Annotated in this window: 12 protein-coding genes; 5 read left to right on the plus strand and 7 right to left on the minus strand. The window is 73.1% G+C overall.

Annotated elements, in window-relative coordinates; genetic code table 11:
* From PSQ21_RS11785 to ftsE, 3 genes are all read right to left on the minus strand, one after another.
* Nucleotides 1-1188 carry a S41 family peptidase gene (locus PSQ21_RS11785; protein ID WP_274030435.1) on the minus strand — a complete coding sequence of 396 codons (1188 nt, stop codon included), beginning with the start codon at nucleotides 1186-1188 and terminating at the stop codon, nucleotides 1-3.
* Nucleotides 1189-1256: 68 nt separating this feature from the next.
* The gene (gene ftsX / locus PSQ21_RS11790; protein WP_097871215.1) at nucleotides 1257-2174 is read right to left on the minus strand and encodes a permease-like cell division protein FtsX; all 918 of its coding nucleotides are present in this window, start codon (nucleotides 2172-2174) and stop codon (nucleotides 1257-1259) included.
* 55 nt (nucleotides 2175-2229) lie between these two features.
* A complete protein-coding gene (gene ftsE, locus PSQ21_RS11795; RefSeq protein ID WP_003968787.1) occupies nucleotides 2230-2919 on the minus strand; it encodes a cell division ATP-binding protein FtsE in 690 nt (229 codons plus the stop codon).
* Nucleotides 2920-3179: 260 nt separating this feature from the next.
* On the opposite strand from ftsE, the gene PSQ21_RS11800 reads away from it, so the two are divergent.
* On the plus strand, nucleotides 3180-3380 hold the full coding sequence (locus PSQ21_RS11800; protein WP_274030437.1) for a hypothetical protein: 201 nt from the start codon (nucleotides 3180-3182) through the stop codon (nucleotides 3378-3380).
* Nucleotides 3381-3580: 200 nt separating this feature from the next.
* Here the strand turns inward: PSQ21_RS11800 and PSQ21_RS37865 are convergent, their stop codons facing one another.
* The 4 genes from PSQ21_RS37865 to PSQ21_RS11820 form a co-directional block, all read right to left on the minus strand.
* Entirely contained in the window at nucleotides 3581-4606 is a 1026-nt protein-coding gene (locus tag PSQ21_RS37865; protein WP_443334382.1) for an LPXTG cell wall anchor domain-containing protein, read from the minus strand.
* A 330-nt stretch (nucleotides 4607-4936) separates the two neighbouring features.
* Complete coding sequence (gene prfB, locus PSQ21_RS11810) at nucleotides 4937-6043, minus strand: peptide chain release factor 2 (protein WP_274030439.1); 1107 nt, start codon at nucleotides 6041-6043, stop codon at nucleotides 4937-4939.
* A 138-nt stretch (nucleotides 6044-6181) separates the two neighbouring features.
* Nucleotides 6182-7429 carry a serine/threonine-protein kinase gene (locus PSQ21_RS11815; protein ID WP_274030440.1) on the minus strand — a complete coding sequence of 416 codons (1248 nt, stop codon included), beginning with the start codon at nucleotides 7427-7429 and terminating at the stop codon, nucleotides 6182-6184.
* Nucleotides 7430-7702: 273 nt separating this feature from the next.
* Complete coding sequence (locus tag PSQ21_RS11820) at nucleotides 7703-9394, minus strand: serine/threonine-protein kinase (protein ID WP_274030441.1); 1692 nt, start codon at nucleotides 9392-9394, stop codon at nucleotides 7703-7705.
* 495 nt (nucleotides 9395-9889) lie between these two features.
* Here PSQ21_RS11820 and PSQ21_RS11825 point away from each other — a divergent pair, with 495 nt between their 5' ends.
* The 4 genes from PSQ21_RS11825 (at nucleotide 9890) to PSQ21_RS11840 (ending at nucleotide 17712) form a co-directional block, all read left to right on the plus strand.
* The gene (locus PSQ21_RS11825) at nucleotides 9890-13696 is read left to right on the plus strand and encodes an FHA domain-containing protein (protein WP_274030442.1); all 3807 of its coding nucleotides are present in this window, start codon (nucleotides 9890-9892) and stop codon (nucleotides 13694-13696) included.
* Nucleotides 13697-13912: 216 nt separating this feature from the next.
* Nucleotides 13913-15277 carry an ABC transporter substrate-binding protein gene (locus PSQ21_RS11830; RefSeq protein ID WP_274030443.1) on the plus strand — a complete coding sequence of 455 codons (1365 nt, stop codon included), beginning with the start codon at nucleotides 13913-13915 and terminating at the stop codon, nucleotides 15275-15277.
* Between the two features lie 106 nt (nucleotides 15278-15383).
* A complete protein-coding gene (locus tag PSQ21_RS11835; RefSeq protein WP_274030444.1) occupies nucleotides 15384-16670 on the plus strand; it encodes a carbohydrate ABC transporter permease in 1287 nt (428 codons plus the stop codon).
* A gap of 100 nt (nucleotides 16671-16770) precedes the next feature.
* Nucleotides 16771-17712, plus strand: coding sequence for a carbohydrate ABC transporter permease (locus PSQ21_RS11840; RefSeq protein ID WP_274030445.1), 942 nt, complete (start codon nucleotides 16771-16773; stop codon nucleotides 17710-17712).
* The last annotated feature ends 126 nt before the right edge of the window (nucleotides 17713-17838 follow it).

Raw genomic sequence — 17838 nt, forward strand, 5'->3', positions numbered from 1 at the left:
CTACGACCCGCCCCCGAGGCCACTCAATACCGTCTCGGCCCGCTGCTGGGCCCGCGTCCCCACCACGAGGTCGGGCGTGATGCCCCTGCCGTCGACGTTCCGGCCGGCCGGCGTGCGGTAGTGGCCGACGGTCAGCTCGGCCACCGAACCGCCCGGAAGCTCGCTGGGCATCTGCACGGATCCCTTGCCGAAGGTGGGCGAGCCGACGGTGACCGCGCGGCCCCGGTCCTGGAGCGCACCGGTCAGCAGCTCGGCGGCGCTCATCGTGCCGCCGTCGACCAGCACGACGACCGGCCGCTCCGTGTCCCCGCCCGGGTCGGCGTACAGGGCCTGCTGCTCCCCGCGCACGTCGTACGTGGCGACCAGCCCGCCGTCCAGGAAGGCGGAGGCGGCGACGACGGCCTCGGCGACGAGTCCGCCGGAGTTGGCGCGCAGGTCGAGCAGTATCCCGGCCCCCTCGGGAGCCTCGCGGACCGCCTCCCGGACCTCGGCCCCGGCGCCCTTGGTGAAGGCCGCGACCTTGACCAGGACCGCCGACGACGGCTCGGTCCCCAGCCGCCGCACGGTGACCGCGTCGGCGGTCAGCCGGGCCCGCTGAAGGGTCCTGGTCCAGCTCCGGCCCTCGCGGACCAGGCCGACCTCCACCCGGCTGCCCTCGGCCGCCCCCGTACCGTCGCCGCGCAGCAACGCGACGACCTCCGCGACGGGACGCTTGCCGACCGCGCGGCCGTCCAGGGTGCGCAGCAGGTCGCCGGCGCGGATGCCGGCCCGGTCGGCGGGGCCTCCGGCCCGCACGCGCGACACCGTGACCTCGCCGCGGTCGGTGCGCCGGGCGGAGAGCCCGACGCCGGTGTAGGAGCCGTCCAGCGCCTGCTCGAACTCCTCGTACTCCCGCTCGTCGTAGACCGCGCCCCAGCGGTCCCCGCTCCGGCTGACGACCTCCTCCGCGGCGTCCTTCACGGACTTCCCGTCCGCCTCGGCCTCGGCGGCGGCGTCCTCGATCTCGTCACGGTCGACCGGGGCGACGGTGGAGGAGACGGCACGGGTCTGCGGCCCGGCCCCGGGATCGAGGTCCTGGGGCAGTGAACCGGTCGCGGCGCCGGTGGCGAGAGCACACCCGAAGACCAATGTCAGGGCCGCCCCGCGGCAGAGACCGCGGGGCCGGAAGCGGTGCGAACAACCCGACATGACGCCGAGTCTAGGACAAGCCCCTTGGGGCGCACGGGTGATCGCCCGTGCGCCCCAAGGGGCACATGTCACACCTTCAGGTACTTGCGCAGCGCGAACAGAGCGGCGACGGCGGGCATCAGCAGGCCGATCGCGAGCACCAGCGGAAGCTTGGTGAGGACCGCGTCCCAGCCGATGAAGTTGATCAGGTTCAGCTTCTCCTGGAGCGCGAGGCCGCCGTCGATCAGGAAGTAGCGTCCGCCGAGCAGCATGGCGCAGGCCAGCACGCCGCCGATCAGGCCGGCGACGGCCGCCTCCATGATGAAGGGGGCCTGGATGTAGAAGCCGGAGGCCCCCACGAGGCGCATGATGCCTGTTTCACGTCTCCGGCTGAACGCGGAGACGCGCACGGTGTTGACGATCAGGATCAGCGCGATGACCAGCATCAGGATCATCACGTAGACCGCGACGGCGTTCATGCCGTTCATCAGCTCGAAGAGCTGGTCCAGGATGGAGCGCTGGTCCTGGACGGACTGCACCCCGTCCCGCCCGGCGAAGGCCGTCGCGACGACCTTGTACTTCTGCGGGTCGTCCAGCTTGACCCGGAAGGACTCCTGCATCTGGTCGGGCGTGATGTTGCCCGCCATCGGGGAGTCGCCGAACTGCTCCTGGTAGTGCTTGTACGCCTCGTCGACGGTCTCGAAGTGGACCGTCTCCACGGCGTCCATCTTCTCCAGATCGACCTTGATCTGTTCCTTCTGCTCCTTGGTGACAGCCCCCTTGGCACACTTGGGCATGTCCTTGGCGTCGTTCTTGTTGCAGAGGAAGATCGAGACGTTGACCTTGTCGTACCAGTAGTCCTTCATCGTGCTGACCTGCTCGCGCATCAGCAGCGCACCGCCGAACAGGGCGAGCGAGAGGGCGACGGAGACCACGACCGCGAAGGTCATCGTGAGGTTGCGGCGGAGACCGACGCCGATCTCCGACAGGACGAACTGGGCGCGCATGGCGTCCTTTCAGTGACTCGATGCTCGAAATGCGCGAAAGGCCGGAGCCCTTCGGTCAGTGCTGGTAGCCGTAGACGCCGCGTGCCTGGTCGCGTACGAGACGGCCCTGCTCGAGCTCGATGACGCGCTTGCGCATCTGGTCGACGATGTTCTGGTCGTGGGTCGCCATGATCACGGTGGTGCCGGTCCGGTTGATCCGGTCCAGCAGCTTCATGATGCCCACGGAGGTCTGCGGGTCGAGGTTGCCGGTCGGCTCGTCCGCGATCAGCAGCATGGGGCGGTTCACGAAGGCGCGGGCGATGGCCACGCGCTGCTGCTCACCACCGGAGAGCTCGCCCGGCATCCGCTCCTCCTTGCCGCCGAGGCCGACGAGGTCGAGGACCTGGGGCACGGCCTTGCGGATCTCGCCGCGGGGCTTGCCGATGACCTCCTGCGCGAAGGCCACGTTCTCCGCGACCGTCTTGTTCGGCAGCAGGCGGAAGTCCTGGAACACCGTCCCCAGCTGGCGGCGCATCTGCGGCACCTTCCAGTTGGACAGGCGCGCGAGATCCTTGCCGAGCACATGGACCATGCCCGTGCTGGCGCGCTCCTCGCGCAGGATCAGTCGCATGAAGGTCGACTTGCCGGAGCCGGAGGACCCCACCAGGAAGACGAACTCACCCTTCTCGATGTCCAGCGAGACATCGCGCAGAGCCGGTCGGGTCTGCTTCGGGTAGGTCTTGGAGACGTTGTCGAATCGGATCACGAATGCACCACGGTCGGCCGGGAGTAGGTGAGCGTGACCATACGCGAACCGGGCTCACGCGTGCAGGCGGCGTCCGGGAATGGGCGTTTTATGATGGATCGGACCCTGGAACGAAACGGGTCGTGCCGGACCTTGTCCGGCGGGCCGCGCCGAAATCGCCGCGAGCTGGCACAGTGGTGGGGGGAACGGTTGCGTTTCCGTGAGCGTTGTGCGGAGAGAAGGCAGGGAAGCGGCTCCGCCGCGCGGGAGGAGGAATGCGCATGACCTATGACCGACTGGTGTGCGCGAACTGCGCGTCCCCCGTCAGCGAGGGCCGCTGCCGCGTCTGCCGTGCCGTGCGGCAGCAGATGCTGGAGGAGCAGGGCCAGGGCCCGCTGGCCGGGATGAGCCCGGCGATGCTGATCGTCCTGATGGTGGTGCTGCTGACCGCGCTCGCGCTGCTGGCGCACCAAGCGGCCTGATCCGGCCGCCCGGCCCTCCGCGGCCGCCCCCCATCGCCCCGTCGGGGCCGAGACCTCTGCGTACGGCCGCCTGAGCGGCTCGGGCGCACAGAAGGGCCCGGGAGGCGTTCCACGCCCTCCCGGGCCCTTCTTCATGCTGTGCCGTGCCGTGTACGGGCCTGGCGTGCGCCCGCTACGCGTCGGCGCGGTCCGCCGAGGAGCTAGGCGACCGCGCGACCGCCGCCGACGAGGCGCGGCAGGATGCGGAAGCCGATGCCGCCCGCGATCATCGTCGCGGCGCCGATGACCAGGAAGGTCGTCTCGGCCGCGCCGGTCTCGGCGAGCTCTTCCTTGCCCTTGCTCTGCTCGACCGGCTTGTTGCCGACGCTGTCGGTGTCCGTGTTGTCGGTGCACTCGGCGCCGTCGAGGTCGACGGTGCAGGTGCCGGCGTCGCCGCCGCCGGTGGTGGCGCCACCGGTCGAGCCGGCCGAGGCCGAACCGGTGGTGCCGGTGCCGCCCTGGTCGCCGCCGCCATTGTTGCCGGTGCCGCCGTTGTTGCCGGTGCCACCGTTGTTGGCAGTACCGCCCTGGTCGCCGCCACCCTGGTCGCCGCCACCCTGGTCGCCACCGCCCTGGTCGCCACCGCCCTGGTCGCCGCCACCCTGGTCGCCGCCACCCTGGTCGCCGCCACCCTGGTCGCCACCGCCCTGGTCGCCACCGCCCTGGTCGCCGCCACCCTGGTCGCCACCGCCCTGGTCGCCACCGCCCTGGTCGCCACCGCCCTGGTCGCCACCGCCCTGGTCGCCACCGCCCTGGTCGCCACCGCCCTGGTCGCCACCGCCCTGGTCGCCACCGCCCTGGTCGCCACCGCCCTGGTCGCCACCGCCCTGGTCGCCGCCACCCTGGTCGCCACCGCCCTGGTCGCCGCCACCCTGGTCGCCGCCACCCTGGTCGCCGCCACCCTGGTCGCCACCGCCCTGGTCGCCGCCACCCTGGTCGCCACCGCCCTGGTCGCCACCGCCCTGGTCGCCACCGCCCTGGTCGCCACCACCACCGACGTCGGCGCCACCGGCCGGGTTCTCCTCGCCCCCGCCCAGCAGGCCCGTCTGCACCTCGACCTCGGCGACGCCGGCGTCGACGCCGCCACCGATCGCCTGCGCCGCACCGGCCGCGGTCAGCGAGGCACCCGCGGCGATGACCGCACCAGCGGCGATCCGCGCGACGCGAATACGCGTCTTCTTCGTCATGTGTTGCTACCCCCAGTAGCCGATCTCGTCATTGGAGCAGCCATATGCGGGCCGTGGCCCTGCGGGGAATCGCTCTCGGCGAGTCCACGTCGTGTCGTGGTCACCTCGCCAGCCCCCCGGTTCACACCCGTCCCAGACATACGCATGCTGCTCTAGCACCCTGGCCAGAGTTAAGGATTACGTCAAGGCCGTTCCGTGCACTACACACCGGTATGGGGGTTCTTGACGGCTATTCGGAAGCCGGACTGTGACGCATCGGGCACCGGCCCTCCAGAACGGAGAACGGCCCGGACAGTCGCCTGTCCGGGCCCAACTTCCGTACCGCCGAGGCTACTTCTCGCGCTGCTTGCGCCAGCGGATGCCCGCTTCGACGAAGCCGTCGATCTCGCCGTTGAAGACCGCTTCGGGGTTACCCATCTCGAACTCCGTACGCAGGTCCTTGACCATCTGGTACGGGTGCAGGACGTACGAACGCATCTGGTTGCCCCAGGAGTTGCCGCCGTCGCCCTTGAGCGCGTTCATCTTCGCCTGCTCCTCCTGGCGGCGGCGCTCAAGGAGCTTCGCCTGGAGGACGTTCATCGCGGACGCCTTGTTCTGGATCTGCGAACGCTCGTTCTGGCAGGAGACGACGATGCCGGTGGGCAGGTGGGTCAGCCGCACCGCGGAGTCCGTGGTGTTGACGCCCTGTCCGCCGGGGCCCGAGGAGCGGTACACATCCACGCGCAGCTCGGACTCGTCGATCTCGATGTGGTCGGTCTGCTCGACGACCGGGAGCACCTCGACACCCGCGAAGGACGTCTGGCGGCGGCCCTGGTTGTCGAAGGGCGAGATGCGGACCAGGCGGTGGGTTCCCTGCTCGACGGAGAGCGTGCCGTAGGCGTACGGGACCTGGACGGCGAAGGTGGTCGACTTGATGCCGGCCTCTTCCGCGTACGCGGTCTCGTAGACCTCGGTCTTGTAGCTGTGCCGCTCGGCCCAGCGGATGTACATGCGCTGGAGCTTCTCCGCGAAGTCGGCGGCGTCGACGCCGCCGGCCTCGGCCCGGATGGTCACCAGGGCCTCGCGCGCGTCGTACTCGCCGGAGAGGAGCGTGCGGACCTCCATCTCGTCCAGCGCCTTCTTCACCGACTCCAGCTCGGCCTCGGCCTCCGCCTGGGCATCGGCGTCGCTCTCGTCCGCGGCGAGCTCGAAGAGGACTTCGAGATCGTCGATGCGGCCGCGCAGGGTCTCGGCCTTGCGGACCTCGGCCTGGAGGTGGGAAAGCTTGCTGGTGATCTTCTGGGCCGCCTCCGGGTCGTCCCACAGGGACGGCGCCGCAGCCTGCTCCTCGAGCGCGGCGATGTCCGCCCTCAGCGCATCCAGGTCCAGGACGGCCTCGATCGACCCCATGGTCGAGGAGAGGGACTTCAGCTCTTCGGAAATATCGACGACTGCCACGGGTCCAGCGTAACGGCTGGGCGGATGAAGCTTGCCCTCACCCGGAAACCGGATGCCGGCCCGGCTCCGGGCGAGGGTTCTCGACGGCTCTGCGGAAGGGGCTCCGGCGGCTCTGCGGCAGGGGCTCCGGCGGCTCTGTCACGGGGACGCCGGGGCCGAGTTCTCGCTGTCCCGGGGGGTCGGGCCCTCGTCGGCGCCGCCGGTGGCCAGCCAGCCGCCGACCGCGACGGCCGCGCAGAGGGCGAGGGCGGCGACACCGAGGGTGATGCGGCGCTTGCGGACGGCCGCCGCCTTGTTGCGGGCGGAACCGGGCCGGGGCCTGCCCGGGGCGCGGGGGGCGCGGGCCGTTCCGAGAGGGCCGCCCGCCAGCTCGTCCGGGGCGGGGACGCGCATGCTCGTGTGGGTGTCCCGGTTCGAGTCGGGTGCGGAGCCGGGCACCAGGGGGACCGCCCCACGGCGGCGGGGCTCCTCGGCTGCCGGGGTGTACTGCTGTTCGTCGTAGCCTGCGGGCTGCTGGTCGTGCTCCTCCGGGCCCGGCTCGTCCACCTCCAGCGGGGGTATCCCCGCCAGCAGGGGCAGCAGATCGCGCAGCCGTACGGCCAGCTCCGAGGCGCGCAGCCGGGAGGCGGGGGCCTTGGCCAGGCACTGGACCAGGAGCTGCCAGAGCTCCTCGGGAATGCCGGGGAGCGGGACGACGGTCTCGGTGACGTGCCGGCGCAGGACCGCGCCGGGGTGACCGCCGCCGAAGGGCGTGAATCCGGCGAGCAGCTCGTAGAGCACGGTCGCCAGGGCGTAGATGTCGACGGCGGCGCGCGGCGGGAGGCCCTCGACGATCTCGGGCGCCAGATAGTCCGGCGTACCGATGATCTTCGTGGCCTTGGTGCGGCGCGGGGTGTCGATCAGTTTGGCGACGCCGAAGTCGGTGAGCAGGGCCGGATGCGCGCCGGCGGGGCCGAGCGGGCCCTCCATGTCGAGCAGGATGTTCTCCGGCTTGACGTCCCGGTGGACCACGTGGGCCTTGTGCGCGGCGGCGAGTCCGTCGGCGACGTCCGCGATGATCGCGACGGCGGCCTCGGGGGCGAGGCGGCGTTCACGGTCCAGCCGGGTGCGCAGGTCGGTGCCGCGTACGAGGGTCATGACCAGGGCCAGGTCGGTGCCGTCCACGACGAGGTCCCGGACGGCGACCACGTGCGGGTGGTCGAGTCCGAGCAGGGCGGTGCGCTCCTGCACGAAGCGGCCCACGAGCTCCTGGTCGGACGCGAGGTCCTCACGGAGCAGCTTGATGGCGACCGGGCCCTCGGGCCCTTCGCCGAGCCATACCGTGCCGGCGCTGCCGCGCCCCAGGATCTGGTGGGCCGTGTACCGGCTGCCGATATTCCGTGCCAAGACTGCTCCCTCAGCGGCTGGCGGTGGACCCCCGGCCGACAAAGTTACGCGGCGTTCGGGGTGTCACGTGCCCCGGATGGCACCGACCTTCACTTCTCCGGGCCGAATAGGCCCGGTGAAGTCGACAAAGGGACAGAGTGGCGGGCCGGGCCGCCTCCGGCCGTCACGGCCCGACCGGCCACCGGTCCGTTACGGGCGGGCCTCGCCCGGCCGTTACGGGTCGAGCCCCGCCCGGTCGTTCACGGGGTCAGGTCCCGCCCGGCCGTGACGGGGTCAGGCCCCGCCCGGATCGCCCGTGCTGTCGCCGAGGTCGGAGATCCAGCCGGTGACCGTGCCGATCGCGTCGCCGATCGCCTCCCAGTAACCCTTGCCCTGGGCGACCCAGTCCTGGAGCGGGGTCAGCTCCCAGATGAGCCAGCCGGCGACGAACAGGAGCACCACGGTGAACAGGCAGCCCTTGAGGCAGCCGAGACCGGGGATGCGCATCGGGTTGGCACCGCGCTGCCTCGGCGGACGCGGCTCGCGCGGCGGACGCGCGGCCGGCTGCTGGGGCTGCTGCGGCTGTGGGGGCGGGGGCGGGGGCGCGTACTGCTGCCGCTGAGGCTGCTGCGGCTGCTGGTAGCGCTGCGGCTGGTACTGCTGTTGCTGCTGGTGTTGCGGCGGGTACTGCTGATGCTGCGGAGGCGGCTGACGGCGCTGGGGCGGCTGCTGCTGATGCTGCTGCGGCTGCGGCTGGCGCTGGGGGCGTCGGCGCAGCGGGTCCTGGCTCGGGTCGAGGTACTGGACCTGGGTCTGATCGTTGCGGTCGCGGGCCGCCTGGAGCTGCGACTGCCAGGGGTGCGGCCCGTCCGGCTGCGGCGGCCCGTCGGGGCGCTGCGGTACGGGCGGCAGGACGGCGGTCGGGTCGGCGTGGCCGCCGCCGGGGCCGCCCTGGCCTCCGGGGCCGGACTGCGGGAGCACGCTGGTGGCGCCGGCGGGGTCGAAGGAACCCGCGTTGCTCGGCAGCACCTGCGTGGGGTCGGCCGCGCCCGGGGTCTCCGGGACCGCGGTGGGCGCCGGGTCGGGGGCGAGCAGGGCGCCCACCCCTTCGGCGGCGGCGATCTGGGCGGAGTTCGCGTGGACGCCGATGCCCGAGGCGACCGTACGCAGACCGCGGGCCAGGTTCTCGGCGCTGGGCCGCCGGTCCGGGTCCTTGCTCAGGCAGCGCTCTATGACCGTCCACAGCGGGGCCGGGACGTTGGAGGGGCGGCTGGGCTCCTCGCTGAGGTGCCGGTGCAGGACCTCCAGGGCGGTGCCCCCGGCGAACGGCGGGCGGCCGGTGACCAGCTCGTACAGCAGGATGCCCGCGCCGTAGATGTCGACGGCGGAGGTCTGCGGGCGGCCCTCGGCGGACTCCGGCGCCACGTAGGCGGGCGTGCCGACGAACTCGTGGGTACGGGTCAGGCCCGGGGAGTCGGCCAGGCGCGCGATGCCGAAGTCGGTGAGCATCGGGTGCATCTGGCCGTCGCGCTCGTCGACGAGCACGTTGGCCGGCTTGAGGTCGCGGTGGACGACGCCGTCGGCGTGGCTGGCGGCGAGCGCGTCCGCGATCTGGGCGGTGAGCAGGGAAGCGGCGACCGGGGTGAGCGGGCCGTTCTCGCGGAGATAGCGGTGCAGGTCGGGGCCGTCGATCAGGTCCATGACCAGGGCGAGGAGATCGCCCTCGACGACGAGGTCCCGGGTGCGCACGATGTTGGGGTGCGTGAGCCTCAGCAGGACGGAGCGCTCCCGCAGGAACCGCATCACGACGTCGGCGTCGTTGGCCAGCTCCTCCTTGAGGACCTTGATGGCCACGGTCTCGCCGGGCTGACCCGCGACGGCTGCCTCGGCGCCCGCGGTCTCCCGCTGGCGGGCTCGCCAGACGGTGCCCGTGGCGCCGCGTCCGAGCGGCTCCTCGAGCAGGTATTTGCTGCCTACCGGCCGCACGTCATGCGCTCCCTGCTGATCGTGGTGCTTGCGGTCCCCCAGGGGGTGTCCTGTCGCTCCCTGGGCCCGTCCGGATGTTCCGGCCCACTGTAATGCCGCCGAACGGGGCACCGGGGGCTCACGTTTCGGGGGAAGACGCGCGGACGGGGCGGAAGGTTGCCGCACAGCTGATCACAGACCGGCCGGATGTTCGGCCACGGCGGCGGATTCCCGTCCGGCATCCGGCAGGTATCTGTGGGGAAACCGCTTCGAGCGGCGGGATCCGGACGCAAGCAGGCACTTTTGCGCCCACAGCCGACCATTCAAGATCATTTAAAGGTGACCGCCGGGCGTGTTGTCAGTGGCAGGTGCGAGGATGCCTCCAGCACGGATCTGCGAGGTCGGAGTCTCGCGGTGCGTGACGACCTGTACGGACGACGTGTCCGTGCCGGGTGGGGGGAATCACAGGGCGTTTCCCCTGCCGGCACCCCCGCGCAGAAGGGACCGCTGACGGCGATGCAGATCCGGCTGACCGTCCTCGCGCCGCGCAGCGGCCAGACCCCGGCGCGCACCTGCGACGTGCTCGTCACCGCCCCCGCCGGGACGGCGCTGGCCGCCGTCGCCTCCCAGCTGGCCGCCGCCGTGTCGGGGCCCGAGAGCTCCCAGGGCGGCGGGGCGGTCGTGCTCTTCGCCGGACGGGAGCGGCTGGACGGGCACCGCATCGCGCTGGGCGAACCGCCCCTGGTGGACGGCGCGGTCCTCTCGCTCCAGGTTCCCGGCGACGACGAGGCGACGGACGAGGCCGTTCCGGCCCAGCTCCACGTGGTGGCGGGTCCGGACGCGGGCGGCGTCCACCTGCTGCACGGCGGGCAGATCCGGATCGGCCGCTCCGCCGACGCGGACGTCCCGCTCGACGACCCGGACGTCTCCCGGCTGCACTGCGCGGTGACGGTCTCCGACGACGGCAGGGTCTCGGTCGCCGACCTCGGTTCGACGAACGGCACCTCGCTGGACGGCGTCGAGGTGCGCGAGCGGCCCGTCCGCCTCGCTCCCGGCGCGCTGCTGCGGCTCGGCGAGTCCGCCCTCCGCCTCACGGCGGGCTCCCGGCCCCCGGCGCTGCCGACCGCCCCGGACGGCGAGGGGCACCTGCGGGTGACCCGCGCCGAGACGGGGGCCCCCGCCCCGGGCCACGGCACCACCGCGCCCCTCTTCGCGCACACCCCCGACCACGGCGGCCAGGGCCACGGTCACGGCGCACCGGGCTCCCCGTCCCCCGCTTCGGCTCCCGCCGCCGGTTCCCCGGCGTCCTCCGGGCCCCACGGCGGCTTGGGGGCCCCGGGTTCCGCACCCGACGAGGCCGCCTGGCCGGAGCACGCCGAGGCCGGGCCGGGTGCGTATCCGGGACACGCGTATCCGGGACACGGGCACGACACCCACGCCCGCGGAGCGGAGTTCGCGGACGCCCCGGCGCCCCGGCGCGGCATAGGCGCATGGGCGAGGCGGCTCAAGGGCGGCGCGAAGGGCGAACAGGCGGCGGGCCCGGAGACCGGGGCGGGCGTCCGGGGCGACACGTACGGCGGCTCCCGCGTCCCGGACGGGCCGGGCGGCCCGACGGCGCCCGGAACATCGGCATACGGACCGTCGGCGCCCGGATCATCGGCGTCCGGATCATCGGCGTCCGGATCCGGCGCGTACGGATCCGCGGCGGGGCACCACGACTTCCCGGGCGGTTCCCACGATCCGTCCGGCGGCCCGTCGGGGTCCGGGCACCTCTCCTCCCCGGCCTCCCCCGGCTCCCCCTTCTCCGCGCTGCCCTCCGCCCCCGAGGGCACCTGGCCGGACCCGGCCGCCGTGCTGCTGACCGCGCTCGGCCCCGGGCCCCGGCTCTGGGAGCGCCGGCCGGGGCACCCGGAGGCGCTGGTGGTGCGGCTCGGCACGACCGACCGGGCCGAGGTGCCCGCCGTGCCGGTGACCGTGGGGCTGCGGGAGGCCGGTTCGCTGGGGCTGGCCGGTCCGCGCGCCCGGCTGGCGGGACTGGCCCGCGCGACGGTGGCGCAGCTCGCCGCGCTGCACTCCCCGTTCGACCTGGAGATCGTCCTCATCAGCACGGACCGCTCCCGCCCGCTGGAGGAGCGGCGGCGCGAGTGGTCCTGGCTGGGGTGGCTGCCGCATCTGCGCCCGACGCACGGGCAGGACTGCCGGCTGCTCCTCGCGTACGACCGTGAGCAGGCGGCCGCCCGTACGGCCGAGCTGGTGCGCCGCCTCGACGAGGGCTCCCTCGGTCCCGGCTGGCCGCATCTGGACCGGGCCTCGGTGGCCGAGGCCGCCCGCGCCCACACGGGCCCGCACACGGTGGTCGTCCTGGACGGTGACCCCGGTACGGCGATGCTGCGCGAGACCACGGCGCGGCTGGCCGGGGCGGGCGCGGCGGCCGGGATCCATCTGATCTGCCTGGCCGAGACCCCGGCCGCCTCCCCCGCCTCTCCGGTGGCCGCGACGTACGAGGCGGCCTGCCGGGCCTCCATCGCCTTCCGGGAGTGCGGGGCGGTCGCGATGCTGAGCGGGGACGTCGCCACGGCGCTGCGCCTGTTGCGCACGGCGGGCGGGCAGGCCGCGGGGCACGGGACGGTGGCCGCGGTGGACGCGGTGTCGGCGGCCTGGGCCGAGCGGTTCGGGCGGGCCCTGGCGCCCCTGCGTGAGGAGGGCTCGGCCGCGCTGGCGGGCCGCCCGACGACCGCGGCACTGCCGCCGTCCGCCCGGCTGCTGGACGAGCTGGGCCTGGCCCGGGCCACACCGGCCTCGCTAATGGCCCGCTGGGCGTCCACGGCGGAGGCCCAGCCCGGCGCATCGGCGCCCCGGGCCGGGGCCGCCGCCCCGGCCCGCTCCGAGCTGGACAGCGCCAACTCCGGGCGCACCCTCAGCGCGGGCCCGCGCGTCGGCCCGCAACGCACCGCGGCCTCCCCTCCCCACCGCGACTCCGGGCGCACGCCGTACCCGGCCGCGGGCACCCCCGACCCGGACCGCACCCCGTATCCGCCGCCGGACGCCCGCGACTCTGGGCGCACGCCGTACCGGGGCCACCGCTCCGACCCCGACCGGCCGCACTGTCCGCCTCCGGACACGCACGACTCCGGGCGGACGCCCTATCCGGGCTCCCGGCGTTCCGGGCCGGGGCAGGCGCCCGGGTCCGGGTCCAGGTCCGGGTCCGGGGAGCGCGGCGACGCCGCGGCGGCGTCCGTCTCCGGCGGGGCCACACCCCCCGCCGGCGTCCACACCGGCCGGCCGGTCCTCGTCCTCGGGGCGGGCCCCCGGGGCCCCCTCGGCGTCGATCTCGCCGACGAGGGGCCGCACCTGCTGATCGAGGGGCCGCCGGGCAGCGGCCGCACCGAGCTGCTCCGGGCCGTAGCCGCCTCGCTCGCCTCCGCGGCCCGGCCCGACCGGCTCGGCATCCTGCTCGTCGACGGCTCCGGCGGCGAACAGGGGGAGCGCGGCGAAGGCTTGCTCCCCTGTACGGAGCTGCCGCATGTCTTCACGCACCTCGTGGCGTGCGACCCGGTCCGGATGCGGGAGTTCGCGCAGGCCCTGGGCGGCGAGCTGAAGCGGCGCGCCGAGCTGCTCGGCGACCTGGACTTCGCCGCCTGGCACGAGCGGCACGCGCAGCGGGAGGCCACCCCCCGGATCGTGGGCCAGCGGCCGCCGAGCGGCGTCGAGCGGCGGGGCGACCTGGACTCCCCGGCCAGCGGCACCCTGCGGCTGCGCCCGGCCGCCCGGTCCGGGGACCCCGGCCCGTCGCCGCTGCCCCGCCTCGTGGTCCTCGCCGACGACTTCGACGCGCTGGTCGCCCCGGCGCTCGGCAGCCCCGGCCGGCCCGCCGCCGGTTCGGTGGTGCGGGCGCTGGAGGCCGTGGCCCGGGACGGCGGGCGGCTCGGGGTGCATCTGGTCGCCACCTCCGCGCGCCCGGACCGCACCGAGGACACCGAGCTGGCCCGTGGCGCCCGGCTGCGCATCGTGCTGGACGCCCCCGTGCTGCCGCCGTCCCCGGACGAGCCTGCCCCCGGCCGGGGCAGGCTGGGGCATCCGGACGGCCGGGTGACGCCGTTCCAGGGGGGCCGGGTCACCGGCCGCATCCCGCGTACGGCGACGCTGCGGCCCACCGTCGTCCCGCTGGAGTGGGAGCGGATGGGAGATCCGCCGACCCGGCGCCCGGTCCGGGAGCTGGGCAACGGGCCGACCGACCTCGCGCTGCTCGCCAGCGCGCTGGAGCGCGCGGCCCGCTCGGTGAACGCCGAGCGGCTTCCGGCGCTGGTGCCGTTCCCAGCCTGACCCGGCCTGACCCGGCCGCCGGACCACCCCGCCTCCTCCTGCCCCGGCAGGCTTCCGACATGCCCTGACATGACGTCACGAGGCGATCACGATAAGCCTGTTGGGGCCTCCAGCGGTATTGCGGGCCTCGTGCGCCGGGCGTAGGACTGTGCGCACGGACGACGTGGTCCGGGCATGCGGACATGGCCGGACGCGTACAGCAGAGACGGGGCAGGAATGCGCACAACCTTCTCGATACGCAGGGCCGCAGTCGTGTTCGCGGCGGTAGGCGCTCTGGCGCTCACCGGCTGCGGAGGCGACGGAGACGGCAAGAAGAAGACGGACGACGGCGCCGGCAAGGGCACGGACAGCGCGTCCACGGTGAAGCTGCCGAAGCTGGACGGGGAGGACATCTCCGTCGCCGCGGTCTGGACCGGACCCGAGCAGGCGAACTTCACCAAGGTGCTGGAGGAGTTCGAGAAGCGTACGGGCGCGAGTGTCACCTTCGTCCCGGCGCAGGACCCCATCATCAACTTCCTGGGCACCAAGATCGCGGGGAAGCAGCCGCCGGACGTGGCGATGATCCCGCAGGTCGGGGCGATCCAGCAGGCGGCCGCGAAGAAGTGGGCCAAGCCGGTCGGCCCCGAGGCGAAGGCTCAGCTCGACAAGAACTACGCGAAGGTCTGGCAGGACCTCGGCGCGGTGGACGGCACCCAGTACGGCGTGTACTTCAAGGCCGCCAACAAGTCGCTGATCTGGTACAACGCCGCCGCGTTCGACAACGCGGGGGCGAGCGAGCCGAAGACCTGGAAGGACTTCCTGACGACCGCGGAGACCATTTCCGCCTCCGGCGTCACGCCGGTCTCGGTGGGCGGCGCGGACGGCTGGACCCTGACCGACTGGTTCGAGAACGTCTACCTCTCCCAGGCGGGGCCGGAGAAGTACGACCAGCTGGCGAAGCACGAGATCCCGTGGACCGACCCGTCCGTCAAGGACGCGCTGACCACGCTGGCCGCGCTGTTCGGGAAGCCGGAGCTGATCGCGGGCGGCGCGGACGGGGCGCTCCAGACGGAGTTCCCGGCCTCGGTCACCCAGACCTTCACCGGGGGCGACCAGCCCAAGGGCGCGATGGTCTTCGAGGGCGACTTCGTCTCCATCAACATCGCGCAGACCGAGGCGAAGATCGGCACGGACGCCAAGGTCTTCCCGTTCCCGGCGGTCGGCGCGGACTCCCCCGTGGTGACCGGCGGCGACGCTGCGGTGGCGCTGAAGGACACCAAGGGCGCGCAGGCGCTGCTGACCTGGCTGGCCTCGTCCGACGCGGCGAAGATCTGGGCCGAGGCGGGCGGGTTCATCTCCCCGAACAAGGGCCTGGACCTGAAGGCCTACCCGAACGACGTGCAGCGCACGATGGCCCAGGCGCTGATCGACGCCGGTGACGACGTCCGGTTCGACATGTCCGACCAGGCCCCGCAGTCGTTCGGCGGGACGCCCGGGAAGGGCGAGTGGAAGATCCTCCAGGACTTCCTGAAGAACCCGAAGGACATCGCGGGGACCCAGAAACAGCTGGAGTCCGAAGCGGTCAAGGCGTACAAGAGCTGACGCCGTGACGACAGCGACCGCGGGGGGCGCCGGTTCGGCGCCCCCCGCCGACGACACGCATCCCCGTCCGTCCCCGCCCCCGGATCCGAAGGGGTCCCGCCGGAGCGTGACCGGCACCCGGAGGGTCATCGCGGCGGCGTTCCTGCTGCCCGCGCTGGTGCTGCTCGGCGCGCTGGTGCTCTATCCGATCGGGTACTCGGTCTACCGGTCGTTCTTCGACCAGGCCGGTACGGGCTTCGCCGGGTTCGACAACTACCAGGCGCTGTTCACCGACGCCACCATCGTCACGGCGGTGAAGAACAACGCGATCTGGGTGGTCTTCGCCCCGACGGTCGCCACCGCGCTCGGGCTGATCTTCGCGGTGCTGACCGAGCGGATCCGCTGGGGCACCGCGTTCAAGCTGATCGTCTTCATGCCGATGGCGATCTCGATGCTGGCGGCGGGCATCATCTTCCGGCTGGTGTACGACCAGGCTCCCGAGCGGGGTGTGGCCAACGCGGTGGCGGTGGGCGTGCACGACACGTTCAACCAGTCCTCCGTCTTCCCGAAGGCACGCCCGCTGCCCGTGCACCCGCTGGAGAAGGGTGACGGCGGGGCGTTCGTTTCCAAGGAGCCGGTCCGGGCCGGCCAGCCGCTGCGGGTGCCGTTGATCGGCGTGGCCCCGGCGCGGATGCCGGGCGACGCACGGCCGGCGGAGGGCGCCCCCGCGGCCTCCGGGGACAGGATCTCCGGCACGGCCTGGCTGGACTTCACCCGGGGCGGCGGCGGGAAGCCGAATGTCGTCGACCCGAAGGAGCTGGGCCTGAAGGGCCTGAAGGTCGAGGCGGTGCGGGACGGGAAGGTCGTCGCCACCGCCACGGCCGGAGCGGACGGCGTGTTCACCCTCCCCGCCTCGGCGGACGGGGCCCAACTCCGCCTGCCCGCCGACAACTTCCGCGAGCCGTACAACGGCGTCGACTGGCTCGGCCCGTCCCTCGTGACACCCGGGATCATCGGCAGTTACGTGTGGATGTGGGCCGGGTTCGCGATGGTGCTGATCGCGGCGGGCCTGGCCGGTCTGCCGCGCGAGCTCCTGGAGGCGGCCCGGGTGGACGGCGCCAACGAGTGGCAGGTGTTCCGCCGGATCACGGTGCCGATGCTGGCGCCGGTGCTCGCGGTGGTCCTGGTGACGCTGATGATCAACGTGCTGAAGGTCTTCGACCTGGTGTTCATCATCGCGCCGGGCTCCTCGCAGGACGACGCGAACGTGCTGGCGCTCCAGCTGTACCGGTCCTCGTTCGGCACGGACGCCGACCTGGGGATCGGGAGCGCGATCGCGGTGCTCCTGCTGCTGCTGGTGATCCCGGTGATGCTCTTCAATATCCGCCGGATCCGGAAGGAGGGACGGCGATGACGGGCCACACCCGCCCCGTGCCGCCTCCCGGCCGGGGGTCCGGGGGTCGCCCCCCGGGAGAACACAGCAATATCCGCCGGATCCGGAAGGAGGGACGGCGATGAGCAGCGCACCGGAAGTGAACACCGCGCGCACCGGCCGCCAGAAGGCGGTTTCCCGGCGGTCGAGCGCCCCCGAAGCGCCCAGGGCCAAGCAGCCCCTCGGCGCCCGGATCGCCGCCCGTGCCGGCGGCGGGGTGATGAGGGTCTTCCTGATCCTGGTCGCCCTGTTCTGGCTGATGCCCACGATCGGTCTACTGCTGTCCTCGCTGCGCGGGTCGCAGGACATCGCGGCGTCCGGCTGGTGGAAGGTCTTCACCGCCCCGTCGGAGATGACCCTCGACAACTACCAGCGGCTGCTGGACAACTCGACGATCACCGGCTCGCTGGTCAGCACGATCATGATCACCGTGCCCTCCACGGTGCTGGTGGTGGTGATCGGCTCGCTGGCCGGATACGCCTTCGCGTGGATGGAGTTCCCCGGCCGCGACTGGTGGTTCCTGCTGGTCGTCGGGTTGCTGGTGGTTCCCGTGCAGGTCGCGCTGATCCCGGTCTCCGAGCTGTTCGGCACCATCGGGATCTTCGAGACGACGCTCGGGGTGGTGCTGTTCCACACGGCGTTCGGCCTGCCGTTCGCGATCTTCCTGCTGCGGAACTTCTTCGCGGAGATCCCCCGTGAGCTGCTGGAGGCCGCCCGGCTCGACGGGGCCGGCGAGATCCGGCTCTTCACCCGGGTCGTGATGCCGCTGGGCGGCCCGGCGATCGCCTCGCTCGGGATCTTCCAGTTCCTGTGGGTGTGGAACGACATGCTGGTCGCGCTGATCTTCGCGGACTCCGAGTCGCCGCCGATCACGGTGGCGCTCCAGCAGCAGGTACGCCAGTTCGGCAACAACATCGACGTGCTGGCGCCCGGCGCGTTCGTATCGATGGTGATCCCGCTGGCGGTGTTCTTCGCCTTCCAGCGGCAGTTCGTGTCCGGCGTGATGGCGGGCGCGGTCAAGTAGCGCTCGCCACAAGGCCGTACGCCCTCGTGGGCGTACGGCTGTGCGTCAACCCGGAGCGGCCCGGTTCCCCGGAACCGGGCCGCTCCGCCGTCCGCGTCCCCCGATTGCCGCGTCCGGCGTAACCCT

It is taken from the genome of Streptomyces sp. MMBL 11-1 (assembly GCF_028622875.1).
Taxonomy (GTDB): domain Bacteria; phylum Actinomycetota; class Actinomycetes; order Streptomycetales; family Streptomycetaceae; genus Streptomyces.

Coding starts and splice junctions, on each gene's coding strand:
- PSQ21_RS11785 (WP_274030435.1), bottom strand. CDS start 1,188: ATGTCGGGTTGTTCGCACCGCTTCCGGCCCCGCGGTCTCTGCCGCGGG.
- ftsX (WP_097871215.1), bottom strand. CDS start 2,174: ATGCGCGCCCAGTTCGTCCTGTCGGAGATCGGCGTCGGTCTCCGCCGC.
- PSQ21_RS11800 (WP_274030437.1), top strand. CDS start 3,180: ATGACCTATGACCGACTGGTGTGCGCGAACTGCGCGTCCCCCGTCAGC.
- PSQ21_RS37865 (WP_443334382.1), bottom strand. CDS start 4,606: ATGACGAAGAAGACGCGTATTCGCGTCGCGCGGATCGCCGCTGGTGCG.
- PSQ21_RS11825 (WP_274030442.1), top strand. CDS start 9,890: ATGCAGATCCGGCTGACCGTCCTCGCGCCGCGCAGCGGCCAGACCCCG.
- PSQ21_RS11830 (WP_274030443.1), top strand. CDS start 13,913: ATGCGCACAACCTTCTCGATACGCAGGGCCGCAGTCGTGTTCGCGGCG.
- PSQ21_RS11840 (WP_274030445.1), top strand. CDS start 16,771: ATGAGCAGCGCACCGGAAGTGAACACCGCGCGCACCGGCCGCCAGAAG.